This window comes from Acinetobacter lwoffii, assembly GCF_022809915.1.
In the GTDB taxonomy this organism is placed as follows: domain Bacteria; phylum Pseudomonadota; class Gammaproteobacteria; order Pseudomonadales; family Moraxellaceae; genus Acinetobacter; species Acinetobacter lwoffii_M.
In genome coordinates this window covers 1-23,030 of the sequence record NZ_JALGQY010000003.1, presented here as the reverse complement: position 1 = coordinate 23,030, position 23,030 = coordinate 1, and the positions used below count along the sequence as shown (strand labels likewise).

Here is a 23,030-nt window from a genome sequence, read left to right as displayed (position 1 = left end):
GCCATTATAGAGAGAAGCCTTTAGAGCTGAAGCAGGTTGTTGTAGGCAAAGCGTTTCAGCAGTACTGGATCTGTTTTGCTTTCGTCATTTTTTGAAATCTGTATCCATATTTTATTCATAAACAGGATTATTCTAATGATATTAAATCTGATAAAACTTAAAAAAAATTCCTCAATAGACCATCCAAATCTATTGAGGAGTACCAAAATGGTGAATAAGTAACACTTAAGAATTATGACAATAGTTTCGCTTTAAAGTAGTTGAATACAGATTTGGCAGCATGGGTTTTTTCAACCACCTGCTCAGTCCAGTGATTCGGTAGAGAACATTTAGCCAGACCTACCCACACTGTAGAAAACTGTTTCATGAAGCTGGCTTCGTTATAGTGAATGCCATATTCTGCACAGAGCGCTTTGATTTTTGGCGCAACCTGCGCATAGCGATTGGCGGGCATGTCCGGGAATAGATGATGCTCAATCTGATGACTCAAATTACCACTCAAGATATGTAGCCAAGTTGTTCCACTAAAATTGCTCGAACCGCGAATCTGGCGTAAATACCACTCGGCACGGGTTTCATTGTCGGTATTGTCCATTTCAAAGGTTTCAGCATCTTCAGTGAAATGACCGTTAAAAATGACGGCAGAAGCCCATAGACTGCGAATCACATTGGCCACCGCATTTCCGGTAAATACCGGAATGGCGTTTGGGCCGGCAATGAGCGGGAAAAATACATAATCTTTTAACACCTGACGTCGCATTTTCTGGCGTAAAGGTGCTGCTTCTTCCCAGACTTCTTTCCAGGTCTTGGTTTTATAGGCAATCACATCTTCCAGATGCAGGCGTTGCAGGCCAACATACCATTCGAAAAATACCATTAACTGAATGCCCAGTGGAATATTGAACAGAAAGCGTGGTTCCCACTTTTGCGATTCACTGACTCGAATCAGCCCATAACCCACATCATGATCCATCCCGACAATATTGGTATAAGTATGATGAATATAGTTGTGCGTGTATTTCCAGTCATCGCCGGTTGAAATCGTATCCCAGTCATAGGTCGCTCCGTTCAGACTCGGATCATTCATCCAGTCGAACTGGCCATGCATGACATTGTGGCCGAGTTCCATATTTTCCACGATTTTGGAAAGACCGAGCAGACCTGTCCCTGCCAGCCATACCGGTGGCAACCAGCCGGCAAACATCAGCATGCCACGCGAGGCAATTTCGCTATAGCGGACAAAGTTGCGGATTTTATAAATATATTCGGCGTCTTTTTCCCCCAGATCATCCATGACCTCGCGGCGGATTGCATCGACTTTGGCACCGAATTCCTCAATCTGTTCCGGACTGAGAAATTGGCTTTTGCTATGTCGTTTAAAATCAATTTGCATATTCATGGGAGCACCTTCTTATAGTTTAATTAATGGCTTATCAATGGTTTATAAATTAATCACCACAGGACTCACTGCCTGAGAAATGCACAGTTTGATCTGGGTATTATTACCATGATCAATTTCACCGGTCAGGACATTTCGTACCGAACCACTGACTTTGGTACAGGAACAGGTATTGCAGATACCCATTCGGCAGCCATGCGCTGGTCTCAAGCCGGATTTTTCGGCACTTTCCAGTAAGTTGGACTGGGCTTGAAATTCCTGCTGCGATCTTAAAAACCGTACCGGCTGTGCTTTAATTTTTTCATCGACCACAATCTGGAAATATTCCCAATGAAAATTGGATTTCAATTCCAGTTTATCAACGATGCGAAGTGCGGCCTTCATCATCCCGGCGGAGCCACAAGCATAAATTTTTCGTTCTGCAAAGTCTGGCACCAGCTTTTGTAATAAGCTCTGCGTCAGATGCTGCTGGTGTTCCACGGTATTGAAATGGTGATATTTCAAGTTTGGATGCATAAGAGCCAATGTTTTCAGTTCAGCATGAAAGGCATCATCTCGAGTGAAATAAATCAGGTCGATCTGTTCCAGAGACTGAATGACTGCTTTTTGCAGCAAGGAGTAAATGGCGGTAATACCACTACCTGAAGCCAGGAATAAAATCGGCTGGGTGGATTTTTGCAATGTGAACTCACCTTGGGGCTGAGATATTTCAACCACCGCACCAATTTGCATCAGACTTAAGGCACGTGACACTTTACCCTGCTGTTTAACCGCAATGATCAGATCACCATTTTTCAATACCGTCACCACAGAATAATGTCGCTGATGTCGTATGCCATCGAGTCTAACAGTCACTGCAATATTCTGGCCGGCCTGAAATGACTTGGCTTTAAAATTATGATTTGGACGTAAGTGAATTTTGAAAAAGTCAGGGCTGATGGCTTGAATGCCCATAACGGCAGCCTTAACTTTTTTAATTGCCCAGGTTGGATGGATTTTTTCACCAATAAAATCAATGAAATCTTCCCGGATCCAATGCGGCTGATAGGTTGGCATGCTTGTCATTTTTATCCCCTTATCCGCAGACAGTTTTATTAATGTACAACTGTCTAATTATTATATTGCTCAGGATAAAGAATTCTCACATTCAGACCATGTCAATACAGGTCAAATTATGTGCCTAAGCCATATAATATGACTTTTTGTCGGACAATATCATCTAAAAGTATCGATCAAGGCGATATGGATTGAGAAAAAGCATTTTTAAACAGACAACGCTGCTTAGCCTGTACATAAAAAAACTGATCTCTATTCGAGATCAGTTTTTTGACTTCATGTAGGAATTTTCAGATTAAATGACGCTTTAACCTGCTGACTGCTCCAAAAGAATAGTCCCATATAATTCACGCAGATCTTTTTTCAGCATTTTACCAGTACCACTGAGTGGAATCGCATCAACAAATACGACTCGGTCTGGAATCTGCCATTTGGCTACCTTGTCTGCATAATATTCCAGCAGATCAATCTCACTTAGCTGGCTGTCCGGCTTTTTAATGGCAATCAATACCGGGCGCTCATCCCATTTAGGATGCTGGGCGGCAATCACGGCAGCCATCGCAATTTCCGGATGTCCCATGGCAATATTTTCCAGCTCCACCGATGAAATCCATTCTCCGCCAGACTTGATTAGATCTTTAGAACGATCACTGAGTTTCATAAAACCATCCTGATCCAGCGTAGCAATATCACCGGTATCAAACCAACCGTCAGCAGTCAAAGCTGACTCTTCCTTGCCGAAATAGTGGCTGATGACCCAATGCCCTTTGACCTGTAAATTTCCTGTGGTCTGTCCATCACGTTCAATTTCATGCGTCCCTTTTTCTGCATCAGTCAAACGTAGGTCAACCCCGAATGGCGGACGGCCTTGAGACAGACGAATCTGTAATTTTTCTTCATCAGACAGATGCAAATGTTTGGTCTTGAGCTGATTTGCCGTACCCAGTGGACTGATTTCCGTCATGCCCCAGGCATGGATCGTTTCACAATTAAACTGTTCTTTGAAAGCTCTTAGCATCGCCGGTGGGCATGCCGATCCACCCACTACATTTCGTTTTAGGCTTTCCAATTTGGAACCTGAATGGTTTGCGGCGGCAATCAACCCCTGCCAGATGGTTGGTACACCAAGTGCTACCGAAACCTGATAAGTATCAATCAGGTTAACTAGACTGGCACCATCCAGACCCGGTCCAGGAAGGACCAAAGTGCATCCCACCATCGCAGCGGCATACGGTGTGCCCCACGCATTCACATGGAACATCGGCACCACAGGCAACATAATGTCGGCAGCCGAGACATTTAAGGAATCAGGTAAAATGATGGCATAGCTATGTAATACCGTAGAGCGATGGCTAAACAGCACACCTTTGGGATTGCCCGTAGTTCCCGAGGTATAACACAGAGAGCTTGCTGAGTTTTCATCAATTATTGGCCACTCAAAATCTGCATTTTGGCCGGCAATCAGATCATCATAAAACTGAACTTCTGGAATCGCTTCTCTAACTGCCGGATCAGCCGCATCCAGACAGATAAAATGCTCGACCGAGGTCAACAGCGCTTTCACGGCTTTAATTAAAGGGACAAATGTTTTATCAAACAGCACCACGCGATCCGCAGCATCATTGATAATAAAAATCAGCTGTTCCGGAAATAAGCGCGGGTTAATGGTATGACAGACTAAGCCGCTGCCAGAAATGGCATACCAGGACTCTAAATGGCGATGATTATTCCAGGCAATGGTCGCGACCCGATCTCCCTGCGCCAAGCCGAGTTGTTGTAATGCATTGGCAAAACGTTTCGAGTTTTGATGAATTTCTCCCCAATTGGTCACTGTAATAGTGGTATCGGTATTTTTGGAAATTACCTCGGTATCGGCATGATAGCGTCCTGCATGTTCAATCATGCTGCTGATCAGTAAAGGCTGAAACATCATATTTCCGAGCATTCTCCACTCCTTTGTGCTTGTTATTGGTCCGTATTTGCGTATCGTTGTTATAGTTGCATGATGGCTCGATCTGAAACCGTAACTTACTTTTTATCATCATGTGGATCGAATTTAGCAAGGAAATCTAACTTTGTAAGTATCGAATTGTGACAAATTAAGCCAAGTGACTGAGGCGTATAAAAATGGGAATACGATTTACGTAGAGATAAAATTTACACAGAAAATCTGAGATCTGATTTTCACTTTAATTGTCGTGCATCAAGACTCAAGCTTAAAAAATAGAATGACAACACTCCTCTTCCTCCCTTTTGTTATATTAAGTACCTTAAAATGTGCTATAAATCAAAATAATTAGAACAGTTTTAGTTCAAGAAAGTGTATGTATAAGTCTGAAAAACTGGCACAGAATATCCGTCAGATGATTGAAAACGGTGTATGGAAGGCACATGAAAAATTGCCTTCACTTCGCGAACAGACCCAATTATCTGGTTATAGCCTGATGACGGTACTCAATGCTTACCAGGAACTTGAAGCACAAGGTCTGGTCTATGCCAAAGACAAATCGGGCTATTACGTTGCAGAACACACTCAAGCTCTGCTCAATAGCAAACAGTCCGCCCAGATTGGTTTAAATCCTAAAATTCAAATCAATTCGGTGGTATTTAATTATTTAAAATCGACTCAGTCAGCAGAGATTGTGCCTTTTGGTTCTGCCTTTCCCAATGCAGAGCTGTTATATAACGCCAAATTTATGCAGATTCTGGCGCAGCAGGCCAAAAGAAAAAGCAGTTATAACAACCAGAATCATATGCCGCCCGGCAATCAGAACTTGCGGCAACTGATTGCTAACCGTTATCAATTACAAGGAGTTACCTGCAATCAAGATGACATTGTCATTACATCCGGTGCACTAGAAGCATTGAATCTGTCTTTACAGGCCTTAACCCAACCCGGTGATTTTATTCTGCTACAGCAAACCATATTTTATGGTGCCTGGCAGGCAGCCGAGCGTCTGGGATTACAGGTGATTACGATTCCGGAACATCCACAGTTTGGCTTTGATCTGGAATCATTTGAACAGGCTTTAAAACAGTACCCGATTAAGGTGTGCTGGCTGATGCTGAATGCCCATAATCCGATTGGCTTTACCGTCAGTTCTGAAATCAAACAAAGAATTGCGGAACTCTTGTATGAATATCAGGTGTATTTAATCGAAGATGATGTTTATCAGGAATTAAATTATGGTTCATCCAAACCGCTACCCGTTAAATATTTTGATCGGCATCAGATGGTTTTGCACTGCGCCTCATTTTCGAAAACGCTGGGGATGGGTGCACGCGTCGGTTGGGTGTATGCCGGCCCATTTTCCGATGCCATTCAGCACTTACAGCTCATGAGCACTTTAACGGTCAGTCCCTTACTTCAAAATGCGCTGGTCGAATTTATTTCACATCATTATTATGAAAAACATTTGCGGCATTTAAGGCAGCATCTGGAAAAATATAAAAAGAAATTTTATCAGGAACTCAAAGCGCGTTTGGGAAGCATCTGTGAAATTTACTATTATTCCAGTGGTTATTTTCTCTGGATTGAGTTGCCTAAAGAAGTCGATGCCCAGCAGCTCTATGAACAATTACTTCAACAACATATTTCAATTGCCCCTGCACTGCTGTTTAAGCCTGAGCCTGCAAGCCAACATTATATTCGCCTGAATTGTTCGTTTGAATGGACAGCCCAGATTGAAGATGCAGTCAATCTGCTGGCAGAAACCATTCTTCAAAATAGCAAAAGCGCGGATTAATTCATCCACGCTTCTGTTACAGATCAGACTATCTTATGCAAAAGAAGTCTTAGAAGTTGTAAATAGCCACCGCATTAATACGGTTATCTTCACCTTTAGTGCTGCCATTCGTGGCTGCACCTAATGCCTCACGTTCACCATATACATATTCCAGACCGAAACTTAAAGGCTTGGTTGGGCTATAGAACACGTTAGCCCAAGCTTGCCATAAGTCTTTATTAGCCTTGGTCGCATTAGATTGTGTCGCATCCGCAGGAGTTGAGGCGATTAGTGCATTAACATAGTCTTGATCATTACTAAAGTTCATATAGCCATAACCCAATGTACCACGCAATTTGTCATTAAACTGCTGGGTTAGACCGACTGAAATTGAATCAAATTCGCTTTGTAATAAATCGCCATTTGCAGCGGTAATCACACCCGTATTTGCATAAGACACAAAACTACTATCACCTTTAACATGATAGTAATCGGCTTTAAGCGTTGTACCCGGCACAACATCATATTTTGCCCCAAGTCCTACACCCCATGCCATTTCTTCGTCTTCATTTACGCGCTTTTCATTCCCCATGGCACGGGCACTGACGCTAAGATTATCAGCAAATTTATGATTTAAACGTGCTGTTAAAGCAGGTAAGCGTTGCTTTATGCCCGGATTTGGATCTTTTGGGTCTTCAACTGCCAGTACCAGATTGGTTTCAGGACTGATTGTGCTGGTATAACGAACTTGTGGCGTCCGTTTAATTGAACCGCCAACATAAACTAATGCATCTACAGTTTCCGGAATATAATCTGGCACTGCAAAGTTCGACCAGGTTTGACCGATCAACCAGTTGGCATAGCTGATATAAGCATGACGGATACGCAAGTTATCAAAGCTTGCGCCACCCAGAAAATCTACTTCAACTTTACCGCTTAAAGCTTTATCTCCAGCACCGACTGGTGCCTTAAAATCCATGCCTAAACGGGTTGCAGCCAGAGTAGATTTAAATTCATCACTACGCTCACCGACACCTTCTAAAGGTACAGCATTAATCTGGTTATACATACGTGCTGCTGAACCACCTTCAGCCTGATAAGAGGCATCGGCACGAATATTTCCATAAAGATTAAATTCGGCACCACTGGCAATTTTCATGACGGGTTTGCTTGCTGGAGCAGGTGTTGCTGCAACATGTGCAGTGACCACAGCCGTTTGTCTTTGCTGTTGCTCAACCAGTGCGCGTAGAGCCTGAACTTCCTGGCGCAGTTGTTCAATTTCCTGCTGATTCGACTGAGCTGAGGTTTGTGCTTGAGTCGACAAGCTGATGCCCCCTAAACTCATTGCCATCATGCTCATCAGAACTGTGCGTTTGAATGTGATTGTTGGTTGATTAAATAATTGTGTCGTGTTCATCCTAAACTCGCTTTTTATTATGCGTTTCGATTCTAGCAACAGATCACCACCCGTTACGATGGCGATCTATATCATTGGGAATATTATCTTTATTGATTGAAATCTAACTTAATGTGTCGCTTCTTTTGCCAATGGATTCGGCTTCACATCAGGTGTTGCAAGGGCTTGGCCATCTACGGAAGTTTTTAAGTTCACCAGGAAAATTGCCAGCGCAGCGATTACGCCAGGAATCGCAATTGCAAAGAAGTTCATTTGATGCGGTAAATTCATGGTTAATAAAGCACCAGTGAGTACCGGCCCAACAATCGCACCAATACGTCCAATACCTGATGCCCAACCCATACCGGTAGAACGTACCGTCGATGGATAATACTGCGCCACGAAGGTATAGAGCAGAATTTGTGAGCCAATCGTTGCAGCACCTGCCACAGCAATCAAGGTATACAGCACGAATTGCGGACTGTTAAAGCCAAGCAGAATTAATGCAATGGCACCGCATAAGAACATGATAGTCAGCACTTTTTTGATATGGAATTTATCTGCGAGATATCCACCACCAATGGCACCCACCATTCCACCAATATTCAGGGCGAACAGGAAGATCATACTTGCACCCAGCGAGTAACCTGCCTGAATCATCAGTTTTGGCAACCAGCTACCCAAGGCGTAGACCATCAACAGGCACATAAAGAATGCCAGCCAGAACATAAAGGTACTGAAGCTACGGCCTTGTTGAAAGAGTGCTTTTAATGGTGCCTCATCCCCTTTTTGTACTTCATTCAGTACAAAAAGGGTGTCACTGGTGATGACCTGTGTCGGAGAGATCTTTTGAATAATATCGTGTGCTTGAGCCGTCTGTTGTTTGTTCGTCAGGTACATCAGGGATTCTGGCAGATATTTCCATAGAATCGGCAAGATGAGCAATGGAACGCCTGCAAGCAGGAACATGATTTTCCAGCCAAATTGTGGCACCAACCATGCACCTAATAACGCAGAAGTCATCCCGCCAATGGCATAACCACTAAACATCAGGGCAACCAGCGTACTGCGGATACGTTTAGGCGCATATTCGGTCATCAATGCCACGACGTTAGGCATGACACCGCCAATTCCAAGGCCAGCCAGGAAACGTAAAATTCCGAATTCGACTGGTGATGTAGCAAAGGCACCGATAAAGGTAAATCCACTAAAAATCGCCACACAGATCATGATGGTTTTTTTACGGCCAAGTTTATCGGATAAAGTACCGAAACTCATGGCACCAAACATCATCCCGAATAAGGCTGTACTGGCCAGCATTCCCGCTTGTACCGCACTTAGCGACCATTCTTGCATCAGCAGCGGCAATGCCACCCCATAGATGACCAGGTCATAACCGTCAAAGATAATAATCAGCAAACACCAGATCAAAACGCCCCAATGAAAGGGTGTGAATTTCGCTTCATCAATCAGCGTATTTATATTCACTTTATTTGTAGACATCTCCACCTCCTAATTGTGAAGTTCAACTTATGCTGCTCACAATGCAGAAAATAGGAAAAAATGTCTAAAACTGAATAGGCATGGCTTTATACCTATAAGGTCTGGGTCAAATTAAACTATTCAATTAATTAATAAATATATTACTCAATCATTATGTTTTCTAAAACAGGTTGTTTTTATCACGTCCTCATCGGTTTTTGGTGCTATATCATTCACACGATTTTTAGCGATTAAAATACCGATCGATCGTATTTTAGCGCTTCAAGATCATAGACTTGATACACAGCATCAAACAGGTAACGAATGTATTCGCTTTCATCCATATTGCGCATCGCCATAAAGACCGGACTGACCGCAAATTCATCTAATAAAGGGATAAAGTTTAAATGTGCCAGACGAATATTCTGGGCACTTTCCGGCACGATACAAACACCCTCTCCAGCAGCCACAAAACCCAGCGCCAGTTGCAATTCACTGACTGCACGGATATTTTTCGGCTCTAGTCCATACTCGGAAAATATACCGCGCACCTGGGTCGAAAAATTTGCCTTACCATTATTCGGGTATAAAAAGAGTGGCTGATCCACCAGTTCAGCTAGGTTCACGCCATCTCGTTGCGAGAGAAAATGGCTGGAATGCGCAGCGACCATGAGTCTTTCTTCACGCAGCAACACCCGTTTCACTGCTGGATCTGAAATTCTCAAGCGTCCAAAACCGACATCAATCCGCCCTTCCTTAAGTGCCTGAATCTGCTCTGAAGTATTCATTTCAACCATCTCAATTTTGAGCTGGGGATGTTGCTGCTTAAATAAAAACACAATACGCGATAGCAAACCGAACAATAACGAGCCAACAAAACCAATACTAATGGTGCGATCCGCGATACCAATCCGTTTGGTCATCGATTTTATTTCTTCCGCATTAGACAAAAGTTTAACCGCATGCTGGTAGAAGAATTGACCTGCTTCTGTGGTCTTAAGCGGTCGGCTACCTCTTTCAAAGAGCTGAATATCCAGTTCCTGTTCCAGATTTTGTATTTGTCTGCTTAAAGGTGGTTGAGCAATAAACAGTTTTTCTGCCGCCTTGGTAAAACTTTGTTCTTCGACGACTGCGACAAAGTAACGCAAATGCCTGAGTTCCATATTCCTGCATACCTTTAAAGTATAAAAAAATGCTAAATCGATCTTAGACCAATCAAAATTATTCTTTTAAGGTATATCAAGTCAAAACATTAAAGCAAGAATGTGAAGCGTAATTATGTATAAGTCAGTTGAAACCTTGCTGGTAGAAATTCCAACCATTCGCCCTCACAAGATGGCAGTGGCGACGATGCAAACCCAGACCCTGGTATTGGTCAAAATCACCACTGAAGATGGTTACATCGGTTGGGGTGAAGCAACAACTATCGGTGGCTTAGGTTATGGTGATGAAAGCCCGGAAAGCGTAAAAGTTAATATTGAAACTTATTTTGCGCCTCTTTTAAAAACATTATCCGGTTTAAATGTTGCACAGACATTACAAGCAATCAAAAAGAATATTAATGGTAACCGTTTTGCCAAATGTGCGATTCAGACTGCACTTTTAGACATTCAGGCACAACGTTTAGGTTTGCCATTAAGCGAAGTCCTCGGTGGTCGCTTACGTGACAGTATTCCAGTTCTTTGGGTATTGGCTTCTGGCAATACCGAAAAAGATATTGCGGAAGCAGAGAAAATGGTTGCGGCAAAACGTCACAACATTTTCAAACTCAAAATCGGTTCGCGTCCGGTAGAAGAAGATGTTGAACATGTGCTGGCAATTAAGAAAGCCTTAGGCAAAGACGTTTCAATCCGTGTGGATGTGAACCGTGCCTGGTCAGAACTGGAAGCGATTAAAGGCATTCAGTTATTGCAAGATGGCGGTGTTGATCTGATTGAACAGCCATGTGCAATTGATAACCTGGATGCCATGCGCCGTCTGACCCGACGTTTTGATGTTGCCATCATGGCAGACGAATCGTTAATGGGCCCGCACTCAGCGTATGAGATTGCCAAACAAAACGGTTCATCTGTTTTTGCAGTCAAAGTTGCCCAGTCGGGTGGCCTGATTGAAGGTTGTGAAGTAGGCAAGATTGCCAAACTTGCAGGTATTGACCTGTATGGCGGCACCATGCTGGAAGGCCCTGTGGGCACGATTGCTTCGGCACATGTGTTCTCTACTTTTGAAAGTCTGGCGTTCGGTACCGAGCTGTTTGGTCCTCTACTGCTGACTGAAGATATTTTGAAAACCCCGCTCAACTATCAAAACTTTGAACTTGAGATTCCGAAAGGGCCAGGTCTGGGGATTGAGTTGGATGAAAACAAGATTGACAACTTGCGTCGTCAGTAATTAGGAGAAACCCATGCTTTTTCACGTACGTATGGATGTAAACATTCCACGTGATCTGCCAGTTGAACAGGCAAACGAAATTAAGGCTGTTGAAAAGGCTTATTCACAGGAATTGCAGCGTCAAGGCAAATGGCGTCATATCTGGCGCATCACGGGCCAGTACTCAAACATCAGTATTTTTGATGTTGAAAGCAATGAAGAGTTGCACAACCTGTTACAAGGCTTGCCTCTCTATCCTTATATGAACATTGAAGTAATGGCATTAAACCGTCACCCATCTTCAGTTCGAGATGACGACAGTTGATTGAATGAGCGGATTGGGAGTCACCGGATTCCTCTTCCAAATCGAAAACAGAGGGTACCTCAACAAGGATTGTGGCCAGCCAGATTTAGCCAGCCAATGAAAGCTAAAAAAGTGCGCCACTAAAAGATGAAAGACATACTTTAGGAGCAATAGTATGAATCGCCAAGAAATTGATGCATTAGTTAAGCAAATGAACGTTGATACAGCGACAGGTCCTGTAGATGAACGTGTACAACAAGTTGTTGTGCGTTTATTGGGTGACCTTTTCCAAGCGATCGAAGATCTTGATATTTCCCAGTCAGAACTGTGGAAAGGGCTGGAATACTTTACTGATGCCGGCCAAGCGAACGAATTAGGTTTATTGGCTGCAGGTTTGGGTCTGGAGCACTACCTAGACTTACGTGCTGATGAAGCGGATGCTAAAGCAGGCATTACTGGCGGTACGCCACGTACGATTGAAGGTCCACTTTATGTCGCTGGCGCACCTGAAACTGTAAGCTTTGCACGTATGGATGATGGTTCTGAAGAAGGCAAAATCCCGACGCTGATCATTGAAGGTACAGTGACGGATACTGACGGCAACCGTGTTGAAGGTGCCAAAGTTGAAATCTGGCATGCAAACAGCCTGGGCAACTACTCATTCTTTGACAAGTCACAGTCTGACTTTAACTTGCGTCGCAGCATCATTACCGCTGCCGATGGTCAATATACTGCATTGACGACAATGCCAGTAGGTTATGGCTGCCCTCCAGAAGGTACAACTCAGTTTGTACTGGACAAGTTAGGCCGTCATGGTAACCGTCCATCGCACGTACATTACTTCGTATCTGCACCGGGTTACCGCAAGCTGACTACTCAATTCAATATTGAAGGCGACCAATACCTGTGGGATGACTTTGCATTCGCTACTCGTGAAGGCTTGGTTGCAACTGCGGTTGACGTGACTGATGAAGCTGAAATTGCAAAACGTGGTCTCAACGGTCCTTTCAAACACATTCAATTTGATATTGAACTTGTGAAAGAGAAACAAGACGCACCTTCTACTGAAGTTGATCGTCGCCGCGCTAGCGCTTAATACATTAAGAAGCGGGATATGCCTTGAGATATATCCCGCTGACTTCCCCCCTGGAAAGTCGGAGAAAGGACATGCCTCGTATTCCCGTAATTAACACCAGCCATTTAGACCGCATTGACGAACTACTGGTGGATGACTATGAATCTGGTGAATTTAAACTACACCGTTCAGTATTTACAGACCAGGCCCTGTTTGACCTTGAGATGAAATACATCTTTGAAGGCAATTGGGTTTATCTGGCACATGAAAGCCAGATTCCAAACAATAACGACTTCTATACGACCTATATGGGTCGTCAGCCGATCATCATTGCACGTAACCGTCAAGGTGAACTGAATGCCATGATCAATGCCTGTTCGCATCGCGGTGCACAATTGTGCCGTAACAAGAAAGGCAATAAAGCAACTTATACTTGCCCATTCCATGGCTGGACGTTCAATAACTCAGGTAAGTTATTAAAAGTTAAAGATCCGGCTGAAGCGGGATATTCAGACTGCTTTAACAAAGACGGTTCACATGACCTGAAAAAGGTTGCCCGTTTTGAAAACTATAAAGGTTTCCTGTTCGGCAGCTTGAATCCGGATGTTCCTTCTCTGGAAGAATACCTGGGTGAAGCAACCAAAATCATTGACATGATCGTGGATCAGTCTGAACAAGGTCTGGAAGTTTTACGTGGTGCTTCGACTTATACCTATGAAGGTAACTGGAAGTTGACTGCTGAAAACGGTGCTGATGGTTATCACGTGTCTGCTGTACACTGGAACTATGCTGCAACGACTCAGCAACGTAAAGAAAAAGAAGCTGGCGATAACATCCGTGCCATGAGCGCAGGTGCATGGGGCAAGCAAGGCGGTGGTTCTTACGGCTTTGAACACGGTCACATGCTGCTTTGGACGCAATGGGCTAACCCGGAAGACCGTCCTAACTTTGCCAAGAAAGATGAATACACTGCGCAATATGGCGAAGCTATGGCGAAGTGGATGATCGAACGTTCACGTAACCTGTGTATCTATCCAAATGTGTATTTCATGGATCAGTTCGGTTCACAAATCCGTGTCCTGCGCCCGATTTCTGTCGATAAAACTGAAGTGACGATCTACTGTATCGCACCTGTAGGCGAAGAGCCTGAAGCGCGTACCCGTCGTATCCGTCAGTATGAAGATTTCTTTAACGCTTCAGGTATGGCAACCCCAGACGATCTTGAAGAATTCCGTGCCTGTCAGGCAGGTTATGCAGGTATCGCGCTGGAATGGAACGACATGTGCCGTGGTTCTAAACACTGGATTCAAGGTCCGGATGATGCTGCCAATGAAATCGGTTTAAAACCAAAACTGTCTGGTATTAAAACTGAAGATGAAGGTCTATACCTGTCTCAGCACCAGTACTGGTTAGAATTGATCAAAAAAGGTATTGCGACTGAGAAAGAAATTGCAGCATCAACTGAAGGAGAAAACGCATGAGCGACATCACTTTAGAAAATATTGCTCAGTTCCTGTATCAAGAAGCCCGCTTTTTAGATGATGAACAATGGGATGACTGGTTAACTTGTTATGCTCCTACTGCATCTTTCTGGATGCCAGCTTGGGATGATGATGACAAGCTGACCACAGATCCGCAGTCTGAAATCTCGTTGATTTACTATCCAGACCGTCAAGGTTTAGAAGATCGCGTGTTCCGGATCAAGACTGAACGTTCATCTGCAACCATGCCGGATACACGTACCTGCCATAACCTTAGCAATATTGAAATTGTTGAACGTGATGGCGACAAAGTGACTGTACGTTTTAACTGGAATACTTTGAGCTTCCGTTACAAAACAAGTTACAGCTACTTCGGTATGTCTCGTTATGAAATTGATTTCTCAGGCGATAAACCGCAGATTTTAAGCAAATATGTGGTACTGAAAAACGATTACATCAACCAGGTTATCGACATTTATCACCTCTAAGACTGTTTATACAGCCAGGTTATGCCTTTCGGTCAGATGGAAAATTGGCTGAAAGGCTCAGTTACAAAGATTTATATAGGATATTCAGCCATGTCAAACCACAATGTTGCACTTCAATTTGAAGATGGCGTTACACGTTTTATTTCTGTTTCTGACGGAGAAACCCTGTCAGACGCAGCTTACCGTCAAAAGATCAATATTCCTTTGGACTGCCGTGATGGTGCTTGTGGAACGTGTCGTGCGTTTTGTGAATCAGGTTCATTTGACATGCCTGAAGAAACCTATATTGAAGATGCACTAACACCTGAAGAAGCCGCTGAAGGCTATATTCTGGCTTGTCAATGTAAACCGACTTCAGATGCAGTGTTCCAGATTCAGGCCTCTTCAGAAGTTTGCAAAACTGAAATTCATGAATTCCAGGGTACGCTGGCTCGTGTCGAAAACCTGTCTGATTCAACCATTACTTTTGATATCCAGTTAGATGAAGGTCAACCAGACATTCACTTCCTAGCAGGTCAATATGTCAATGTCGGAATTCCAGGCACCACAGAGACCCGTTCTTATTCATTCAGCTCAAAACCGGGTAATCGTCTGACTGGTTTCGTAGTACGTAATGTACCGAATGGGAAAATGAGTGAATTCTTGAGCAAAAATGCCCAAGCTGGCGACAAAATGACCTTTACTGGTCCATTTGGTAGCTTCTACCTGCGCCCTGTGACCCGTCCTGTCTTGATGCTGGCTGGTGGTACAGGTATTGCACCATTCATGTCAATGCTGCAAGTGCTGGAAGAAAAAGGTTCAGAACATCCAGTGCGTTTAGTATTTGGTGTGACCAATGATTTCGACTTGGTAGCGATTGAAAAACTGAACGAACTGCAAGACAAATTCCCGTGGTTCGAATACCGTACAGTAGTTGCTAACCCAGAATCTGCACATGAGCGTAAAGGCTATGTCACCGGTCATATCGAAAACGAATGGCTAAATGGCGGTGATGTAGATGTCTACCTGTGTGGCCCTGTACCAATGGTTGAAGCGGTTCGCGGCTGGCTGGATGCTGAAGGCGTAAAACCTGCAAGCTTCCTGTTTGAAAAATTCTCTGCCAACTAATAGAGGGAATTTGTTCAATGTCTAATCGTCAAAGATTTGAAAATAAAGTCGTAATCGTGACCGGTGCCGCGCAAGGCATCGGTCGTGGTGTCGCGCTGCAAGTGGCGAGCGAAGGTGCTCAAGTCGTCATGGCTGACCTTTCCCCTTATGTGGAAGAAGTTCTGGCTGAAATTGAAGCGACTGGCGGTGATGCGATTACCGTCAAAGCCAATCTGGAAACGTTTGCTGGTGCTCAATCAGTCGTTGAAAAAGCCCTTGAGACTTATGGCCGTGTCGATGCGCTAATCAACAACGTCGGTGGCGCGATCTGGATGAAACCTTTCGAGGAGTTTTCTGAAGAAGAAATTATCAAGGAAGTGAACCGTTCATTGTTCCCGACACTGTGGTGCTGCCGCGCAGTTCTTCCGGAAATGATTAAAAATCAGAAAGGTACCATTGTAAACGTATCTTCTATTGCGACACGCGGCATTAACCGTGTGCCATATTCAGCATCCAAAGGTGGTGTGAACGGCCTGACCGCTTCCCTTGCATTTGAACATGCCAAAGACGGCATCCGTGTCAATGCAATCGCGACGGGTGGTACAGAAGCACCGCCACGTAAAGTACCGCGCAATGCCAATCCACTGACTGAGTCTGAAAAACAATGGATGCAGCAAGTGGTTGATCAGACCATTGACCGTACTTTCATGGGACGCTACGGTACGATTCAGGAGCAAGTGAATGCAATTGTATTCTTGGCTTCGGATGAATCATCTTATATGACAGGTACAGTAGTACCGGTCGGTGGTGGTGATCAGGGCTAATCCTGATCATCACGATTTTTAACAGGCTCATGGTTCGACGCAAGGAGGCACATCACCAATGAACACCCTGTTTCAGACATTAAAAAATGATTGGTCCATTTCAGCCACTGTTGCAGGATTTTTAGCAGTCCTGATCTCCTATTCGGGGCCACTGATCATTTTTTTCCAGGCGGCTCAGCAGGCCCAAGTTTCCCCGGACATGATGATTTCATGGATTTGGGGAATTTCTATTGGTGCTGCGCTCGCAGGTATCTTTTTATCAATTAAATACAAAATACCTGTCGTCACCGCCTGGTCTGCGCCCGGAACGGCTTTATTAGTCACGCTGTTTCCCGATATTTCACTCAATGAAGCGGTTGCTGCCTATATCACCTCTGCTGTGGTGATTTTTTTCATTGGGATCACCGGTTATTTCGACAAGTTACTGTCCTGGATTCCTCAGGAAGTGGCTGCCGGGATGATGGCAGGGATTTTACTGCAGTTTGGTTTAGGGCTGTTCACCGCGACCGATACCATGCCCTATATCGTCTTTGGCATGCTGGCGGTATTTTTGCTGGCCAAGCGTTTTAGTCCACGCTATGCCATGGTCTGGGTGCTGATTGCCGGTGTGGTTTTAAGCATGCTGCTGGGCAAGATTAACCCGGTCACGGCAGATTTCAGTCTGGCGATTCCGCAATTTATTGCACCGGAATGGACCTGGAGTTCAACCCTGAATCTGGCCCTCCCCCTGATTCTGGTCAGCCTATCGGGCCAGTTTTTACCGGGAATGGCGATTATCAAACTCAGTGGTTATGACATGCCAGCCAAGCCGATTATCAGTGCAACCAGTATTGCCTCGCTTGCAGTGGCCTGTGTGGGGGGTATCACGATTGTCTTGGCCTCAATCACAGCTGCTTTGTGTTTAGGCAAAGACGCGCACGAGCTGAAAGAAAAGCGTTATATCGCCGGCGTGGCGAATGGGCTTTTTTATATTTTAGGCGGCTTATTTGCCGGCAGCATTGTCATGCTGTTTAGCCTAATGCCCAAAGAATTAATTGCGGCTTTGGCAGGACTGGCATTGCTCGGTGCGATTGCCACCAACATTTCCGTGGCCATGGGCAAAGAGTCACAACGTGATGCAGCGCTTATCACCTTTTTAGCGACTGCTTCCGGCATGCATTTCTTGGGACTGAGTTCAGTCTTTTGGGGAATTTGCATTGGCCTGGTAGCACATTTTCTGCTGTCACAGAAAAACCGTAACGCAGTTCCGGTTACAGCATCAGATTCAAAACGAGTTTAAAGACATCCATCAGTTTAGGATATGTAAGGACCAGATTATGATAGATAAAAGTTCATTATCATTGAAAGAAGCACTCTCCCAGATCAAGGACGGTTCTACCATCATGATCGGTGGTTTCGGTACAGCGGGTCAGCCTGCTGAACTGATTGATGGTCTGATCGAATTGGGTATTAAAGACCTGATTATTGTCAACAACAATGCCGGTAATGGCGATTATGGTCTGGCGAAACTGCTTAAAGCTGGTGCTGTTCGCAAGATTATTTGTTCTTTCCCACGCCAGTCTGATTCCTGGGTATTTGACGAGCTTTATCGTGCCGGAAAGATTGAACTGGAACTGGTGCCACAAGGTAATCTGGCTTGCCGTATTCAAGCGGCAGGTATGGGCCTAGGTCCAATCTATACCCCTACCGGTTTTGGTACCTTGCTGGCTGAAGGCAAACCGACCATGAACTATGAAGGTAAAGACTACGTTTTAGAAAATCCGATTAAAGCTGACTTTGCTTTAATTAAAGCTTCTAAAGGCGATCGTTGGGGCAATCTGGTCTACCGTAAATCTGCGCGTAACTTTGGCCCGATCATGGCGATGGCGGCTGATGTGACGATTGCTCAAGTTTCTGAAGTGGTTGAACTGGGTGCACTGGATCCAGAGCACATCATCACCCCGGGAATTTTTGTTCAACACGTTGTTCAAGTTAAACCTGCACAATAATTGGCATCGGAGATAAATAATGAGCTATAGCAAACTGACCCGTGACCAGATCGCTGAACGTGTGGCACAAGATATTCCTGATGGCGCTTATGTGAACCTCGGTATTGGTTTACCGACCAAGATTTCCAGCTACCTGCCAAGCGATAAAGACGTCTTCCTGCATTCTGAAAATGGCCTGTTGGCTTTCGGTCCTCCTCCTGCTGAAGAAGACCATGATCCTGAGCTGATTAATGCTGGTAAAGAATTCGTAACTTTACTTGAAGGCGGTTCATTCTTCCATCATGGTGATTCTTTCGCGATGATGCGTGGCGGTCACTTAGACATCGCCGTACTGGGCGCGTTCCAGGTCGCTGAAAATGGTGACTTGGCGAATTGGCATACCGGTGCACCGGATGCAATTCCAGCAGTCGGCGGTGCGATGGATCTGGCTGTGGGCGCGAAGAAAGTCTTTATTACGACTGACCACGTGACCAAAAAAGGCGAGCCAAAAATCGTGGCTGAACTGACGTATCCGGCTACTGGCTTGAAATGTGTCGACCGTATTTATACTGACCTTTGCGTGATTGATGTCACGTCTGAAGGGATGAAAGTGATTGAGAAAGTTGAAGGTCTGTCATTTGAAGAATTGCAGTCATTGACTGGTGCCAAACTGATTGATGCGACTCAATCAAATTAAGGGGAAGTCCCTCCTTTATTAAAGGAGGGATTTAGGGAGGATTTGAGGAATAAAACTACTTCATTAAATCCCTCCCAACCTCCCTTTAAAAAGGGAGGAGTTTTCTTCTTTTAAATATGTGAGCAAATACACAATGAAAAACGCATATATTATCGATGCCATCCGTACTCCATTCGGTCGTTATGCCGGTGGCCTCGCGCCTGTCCGTGCAGATGACTTAGGTGCGCTGCCAATTAAAGCGTTGATGGAGCGCAATCCAAGTGTGAACTGGGAACAGGTCGATGACGTGATCTATGGCTGTGCCAATCAGGCCGGTGAAGACAACCGTAACGTCGGTCGTATGTCTTCTCTGCTTGCAGGCTTACCTTATCAGGTGCCAGCGACGACCGTGAACCGCCTGTGTGGTTCATCGATGGATGCCATCGCAATGGCAGCACGTGTGATTAAAGCCGGTGAAGCGAATCTGATTATTGCTGGTGGTGTAGAAAGCATGTCACGCGCCCCATTCGTGATGGGCAAGTCAGAAACGGCGTATGGCCGTAGCCAGAAGATTGAAGACACCACCATGGGATGGCGTTTTATCAATCCGAAACTGAAAGAAATGTACGGCGTAGAAACCATGCCGCAAACGGCTGAAAATCTGGCGGAACAGTTCAACATCAACCGTGAAGACCAGGACAAGTTTGCCTTGACCAGCCAGCAACGTACTGCAGCAGCACAGGCCAAAGGTTTCTATAAAAATGAAATTATTCCTGTAGTCATTCCACAGCGTAAAGGCGATCCGGTGGTTGTCGATACTGATGAACATCCGCGTGCATCTACCACTGCAGAAGCTCTGGCAAAACTGAAGCCTGTGGTGAAAGCAGAGGGGACGGTAACGGCGGGTAATGCGTCTGGTATTAACGATGGTGCGGCTGCTCTTTTAATCGCATCTGATGAAGCGGTTGCTCAGCACGGTTTAAAACCACGTGCCAAAATTATTGGTTCAACCGTCGTTGGTGTTGAACCAAGTATCATGGGCTTTGGTCCTGCACCGGCCATCAAGAAACTGTTGGCACAAACCGGTCTGACTTTAGAGCAGATGGATGTGATCGAGCTGAATGAAGCCTTTGCAGCACAAGCTTTGGCTTGTACGCGTGACTTGGGTATCGAAGACGGTTCAGAGAAAGTCAATCCAAATGGCGGTGCGATTGCCTTAGGTCATCCACTGGGTGCATCTGGCGCGCGTCTTGTAACTACAGCACTGAACCAACTGGAACAGACTGGTGGTCAATACGCTCTATGTTCAATGTGTATTGGTGTCGGTCAAGGCATCGCTTTGATTATTGAACGCGTCTAACAACCTATTAAAAAGATAAACCTCCTCCCTTTTTTAAAGGGAGGTCGGGAGGGATTTCAATGCCAACATTTACATCCAACGATGCCCAGATCAATTACCAGACCTTTGGTGATGCCAGCAAATCTGCCCTGGTTTTTTCTAATTCATTGGGTACTAAATTCAGCATGTGGCAACCACAAATTGAATTTTTCCAGCAAGACTATTTTGTCATTTGCTATGACACTCGTGGTCATGGCGCTTCCTCTGCACCACAAGGTCCGTATAGCCTGGACCAGCTAGGACAGGATGTAGTGAATCTGCTGGATCACCTGAACATCCAGAAAGCCGCTTTCTGTGGTATCTCGATGGGCGGTTTAACCGGTCAATGGTTAGCGATTAACAAGCCTGAACGTTTTAGCCACGTGATTATTTGCAATACTGCTGCCAAGATTGGTCAGGAACAAGCCTGGCTGGAACGTGCCGCGTTGGTGCGTGAACAAGGTCTGGCACCGATTGCATCAACTGCAGCATCACGCTGGTTTACCGAACCCTTTATCCAAAGCAACGCAGCGACAGTTGCAGAACTTTCAAACGACCTTGGAGCTGGCAGCCCGGAAGGTTATGCAAGTTGTTGCGAAGCTTTGGCTAAGGCGGATTTACGTGAACAGATCAAAACGATTTCAGTGCCGGTACTGATTGTGGCCGGTCAGCAAGACCCCGTAACGACTGTTGCAGATGGTCAAGCCATGCAAGCTGAAATTGCACAAAGCCAGTTGTTTGAAATCAATGCCTCGCACATTTCCAATGTGGAACAACCTGAGGCCTTTAATCAGGCAGTTCAGAAATTTATCGCAGCTTAAACAATAAATGCAAAGAAAAAGCCACTGTTGATCAGTGGCTTTTTTATACTTAGATTTAAAAAATTAGTGCTGCATCAGGCCCAGATTACTAGAATCGCCGCAATCACTACCAAGCCTAGTCCCCAATGCTCCGCACGTGCCAGTTTATCTTTAAAGAAATATGCCGAAATCAGCATACTAAACAGAATCTCAATTTGTCCTAAGGTTTTCACGACCGGCACACTCATCATGCTCATGGCAGTAAACCAGCCGAGTGATGCCATAAAACTGCACACACTCACCTTAAAAGTTAAGCCCAGACGCTGCCACATGGCCACTAAAGTCTGGCGACTGAATAGGCTGAGGTAAAGCAGCATACTCAGGCACTGAAAACTGATCACCATTAACAGCACCCAGGCCGCACGATGCAAGGTGGGTAAAGTGCTTAATTCCAGACTGGCTTCGCGTACCAGAAGCGAGGTAATGGCAAAACTTAATCCACTGCCAATCCCGATCGCCAATGTTCTCGCTGAAAACCCGCTGACCTGTTGGCCTTTACTCAATAAAAATACCGCATATCCGCCCAGCGCCACACCAATCCAGGCCAGGAATGACAAATGATCTGCTAAAAAGGTCACGCCAATAATGGCTGCAAGAATGGCTTCACTTTTCGCCAGCCCCACCCCAACGGCATAATTTTTTTGCTTGAACAGTTGTACCATCAGCGCCGTAGCTAAAATCTGACTGCAACCCGCAATCACCACATAGACCCAGAACTTGGGCGTGAAGTGAGCCACACTTTCAACCGGCTTGAAATAATACAGGCTGCTCAGGTACAGCACAGCAAATGGCAAGCCAAAAATAAAGCGTGCCAGGGTGACTCCCCACACATCCACCGTGGTACTAAGCTGTTTTTGAAAGGCGTTACGCCAAGCCTGCATAAATGCAGCCATTAAAGTGAAGAAAATCCAGCTGAATGCCATCTACTGATCGCTATTACCTCAAAAGTAAATTAATTCTATGCCTTAGTAAAAGCGCTGACTAATTAAAAATAGGATACTCGCCGATAGCGGAAAGTTTGGATTACTTTCTAAATTCACTCACTAATTTGGCAAGTTGCTCCATTCCATCAAAGGTGGTTGGAATCTTGTCATCAGATGAAACTAGCGGTGAAAAGATAATATTTTCAAATTTCTCAAAGCCTGCTGCATTTTTCTTATGCAGTTTTTCTGAATCTTCAGCATAGTTATGGATGAACTGACACAGTGCCATGCGAAGTTCTAGCTGCATCATTTGAGATTGGACTGCTCTTTTGTCTTGTAAAGAAATTTTTAAAAGATATAACGTAATTAAAATTAAAGTAATGAAGGGAATAGAAATAAACCACATACCAGTAGGTAGCTTTCCATCAAAATAGAAAAATGCTCCAATTAATGCACCTAATTCCACTGATCCTAGACAAAATAATGGACAGTACTTCCCTCTAAAGATAACGTAACGTTAACTTTGGAGATCCAAGAAATGGC

The 23,030-nt window shown here is 44.7% G+C and carries 21 protein-coding genes; 13 read left to right on the top strand and 8 right to left on the bottom strand.

Annotation, left to right across the window (positions count from 1 at the left end; all coding sequences use genetic code 11):
• Nucleotides 1-232 precede the first annotated feature (232 nt).
• The 3 genes from MTX11_RS02990 to MTX11_RS02980 form a co-directional block, all read right to left on the bottom strand.
• On the bottom strand, nucleotides 233-1,399 hold the full coding sequence (locus MTX11_RS02990; RefSeq protein WP_159138103.1) for a fatty acid desaturase family protein: 1,167 nt from the start codon (nucleotides 1,397-1,399) through the stop codon (nucleotides 233-235).
• Between the two features lie 42 nt (nucleotides 1,400-1,441).
• A complete protein-coding gene (locus MTX11_RS02985; RefSeq protein ID WP_034439364.1) occupies nucleotides 1,442-2,464 on the bottom strand; it encodes a flavin reductase family protein in 1,023 nt (340 codons plus the stop codon).
• A gap of 298 nt (nucleotides 2,465-2,762) precedes the next feature.
• Entirely contained in the window at nucleotides 2,763-4,400 is a 1,638-nt protein-coding gene (locus tag MTX11_RS02980; protein ID WP_243474313.1) for a long-chain-fatty-acid--CoA ligase, read from the bottom strand.
• 379 nt (nucleotides 4,401-4,779) lie between these two features.
• On the opposite strand from MTX11_RS02980, the gene MTX11_RS02975 reads away from it, so the two are divergent.
• On the top strand, nucleotides 4,780-6,201 hold the full coding sequence (locus tag MTX11_RS02975) for an aminotransferase-like domain-containing protein (protein ID WP_243474312.1): 1,422 nt from the start codon (nucleotides 4,780-4,782) through the stop codon (nucleotides 6,199-6,201).
• A gap of 49 nt (nucleotides 6,202-6,250) precedes the next feature.
• Here the strand turns inward: MTX11_RS02975 and MTX11_RS02970 are convergent, their stop codons facing one another.
• The 3 genes from MTX11_RS02970 to MTX11_RS02960 form a co-directional block, all read right to left on the bottom strand.
• On the bottom strand, nucleotides 6,251-7,597 hold the full coding sequence (locus MTX11_RS02970) for a DcaP family trimeric outer membrane transporter (RefSeq protein ID WP_243474311.1): 1,347 nt from the start codon (nucleotides 7,595-7,597) through the stop codon (nucleotides 6,251-6,253).
• Between the two features lie 108 nt (nucleotides 7,598-7,705).
• On the bottom strand, nucleotides 7,706-9,079 hold the full coding sequence (locus MTX11_RS02965) for an MFS transporter (protein ID WP_243474310.1): 1,374 nt from the start codon (nucleotides 9,077-9,079) through the stop codon (nucleotides 7,706-7,708).
• Nucleotides 9,080-9,309: 230 nt separating this feature from the next.
• On the bottom strand, nucleotides 9,310-10,221 hold the full coding sequence (locus MTX11_RS02960) for a LysR family transcriptional regulator (RefSeq protein ID WP_243474309.1): 912 nt from the start codon (nucleotides 10,219-10,221) through the stop codon (nucleotides 9,310-9,312).
• Nucleotides 10,222-10,336: 115 nt separating this feature from the next.
• On the opposite strand from MTX11_RS02960, the gene MTX11_RS02955 reads away from it, so the two are divergent.
• The 12 genes from MTX11_RS02955 to pcaD all read left to right on the top strand — a co-directional run bounded on the left by MTX11_RS02955 (nucleotide 10,337) and on the right by pcaD (nucleotide 21,525).
• Complete coding sequence (locus MTX11_RS02955) at nucleotides 10,337-11,446, top strand: muconate/chloromuconate family cycloisomerase (protein WP_004647035.1); 1,110 nt, start codon at nucleotides 10,337-10,339, stop codon at nucleotides 11,444-11,446.
• A gap of 13 nt (nucleotides 11,447-11,459) precedes the next feature.
• Nucleotides 11,460-11,750 (top strand): muconolactone Delta-isomerase, encoded by a 291-nt coding sequence (gene catC, locus MTX11_RS02950; protein ID WP_004647036.1) that lies wholly within the window; start codon nucleotides 11,460-11,462, stop codon nucleotides 11,748-11,750.
• A 154-nt stretch (nucleotides 11,751-11,904) separates the two neighbouring features.
• On the top strand, nucleotides 11,905-12,825 hold the full coding sequence (gene catA, locus MTX11_RS02945; protein ID WP_005100210.1) for a catechol 1,2-dioxygenase: 921 nt from the start codon (nucleotides 11,905-11,907) through the stop codon (nucleotides 12,823-12,825).
• Nucleotides 12,826-12,896: 71 nt separating this feature from the next.
• The gene (benA, locus tag MTX11_RS02940) at nucleotides 12,897-14,285 is read left to right on the top strand and encodes a benzoate 1,2-dioxygenase large subunit (RefSeq protein WP_243474308.1); all 1,389 of its coding nucleotides are present in this window, start codon (nucleotides 12,897-12,899) and stop codon (nucleotides 14,283-14,285) included.
• A complete protein-coding gene (benB, locus tag MTX11_RS02935; protein ID WP_005096959.1) occupies nucleotides 14,282-14,773 on the top strand; it encodes a benzoate 1,2-dioxygenase small subunit in 492 nt (163 codons plus the stop codon). The genes benA and benB overlap by 4 nt, the downstream gene beginning before the upstream one ends.
• A 90-nt stretch (nucleotides 14,774-14,863) precedes the next feature.
• A complete protein-coding gene (gene benC / locus MTX11_RS02930; RefSeq protein WP_243474307.1) occupies nucleotides 14,864-15,880 on the top strand; it encodes a benzoate 1,2-dioxygenase electron transfer component BenC in 1,017 nt (338 codons plus the stop codon).
• 17 nt (nucleotides 15,881-15,897) lie between these two features.
• Complete coding sequence (benD, locus tag MTX11_RS02925; protein WP_071320741.1) at nucleotides 15,898-16,683, top strand: benzoate diol dehydrogenase BenD; 786 nt, start codon at nucleotides 15,898-15,900, stop codon at nucleotides 16,681-16,683.
• 58 nt (nucleotides 16,684-16,741) lie between these two features.
• Entirely contained in the window at nucleotides 16,742-17,962 is a 1,221-nt protein-coding gene (gene benE / locus MTX11_RS02920; protein ID WP_004731109.1) for a benzoate/H(+) symporter BenE, read from the top strand.
• Nucleotides 17,963-17,999: 37 nt separating this feature from the next.
• Nucleotides 18,000-18,671 carry a 3-oxoacid CoA-transferase subunit A gene (locus tag MTX11_RS02915; RefSeq protein WP_004731110.1) on the top strand — a complete coding sequence of 224 codons (672 nt, stop codon included), beginning with the start codon at nucleotides 18,000-18,002 and terminating at the stop codon, nucleotides 18,669-18,671.
• Nucleotides 18,672-18,690: 19 nt separating this feature from the next.
• Entirely contained in the window at nucleotides 18,691-19,347 is a 657-nt protein-coding gene (locus MTX11_RS02910) for a 3-oxoacid CoA-transferase subunit B (protein WP_243474306.1), read from the top strand.
• 133 nt (nucleotides 19,348-19,480) lie between these two features.
• Entirely contained in the window at nucleotides 19,481-20,686 is a 1,206-nt protein-coding gene (pcaF, locus tag MTX11_RS02905; protein WP_243474305.1) for a 3-oxoadipyl-CoA thiolase, read from the top strand.
• A 59-nt stretch (nucleotides 20,687-20,745) separates the two neighbouring features.
• A complete protein-coding gene (gene pcaD, locus MTX11_RS02900) occupies nucleotides 20,746-21,525 on the top strand; it encodes a 3-oxoadipate enol-lactonase (RefSeq protein WP_243474304.1) in 780 nt (259 codons plus the stop codon).
• Nucleotides 21,526-21,599: 74 nt separating this feature from the next.
• Here pcaD and MTX11_RS02895 read toward each other — a convergent pair whose 3' ends face one another.
• Nucleotides 21,600-22,487: a DMT family transporter gene (locus MTX11_RS02895; protein ID WP_243474303.1), complete on the bottom strand. Its 888-nt coding sequence runs from the start codon at nucleotides 22,485-22,487 to the stop codon at nucleotides 21,600-21,602.
• A gap of 100 nt (nucleotides 22,488-22,587) precedes the next feature.
• A complete protein-coding gene (locus MTX11_RS02890; RefSeq protein ID WP_243474302.1) occupies nucleotides 22,588-22,953 on the bottom strand; it encodes a hypothetical protein in 366 nt (121 codons plus the stop codon).
• Between the last annotated feature and the right edge of the window lie 77 nt (nucleotides 22,954-23,030).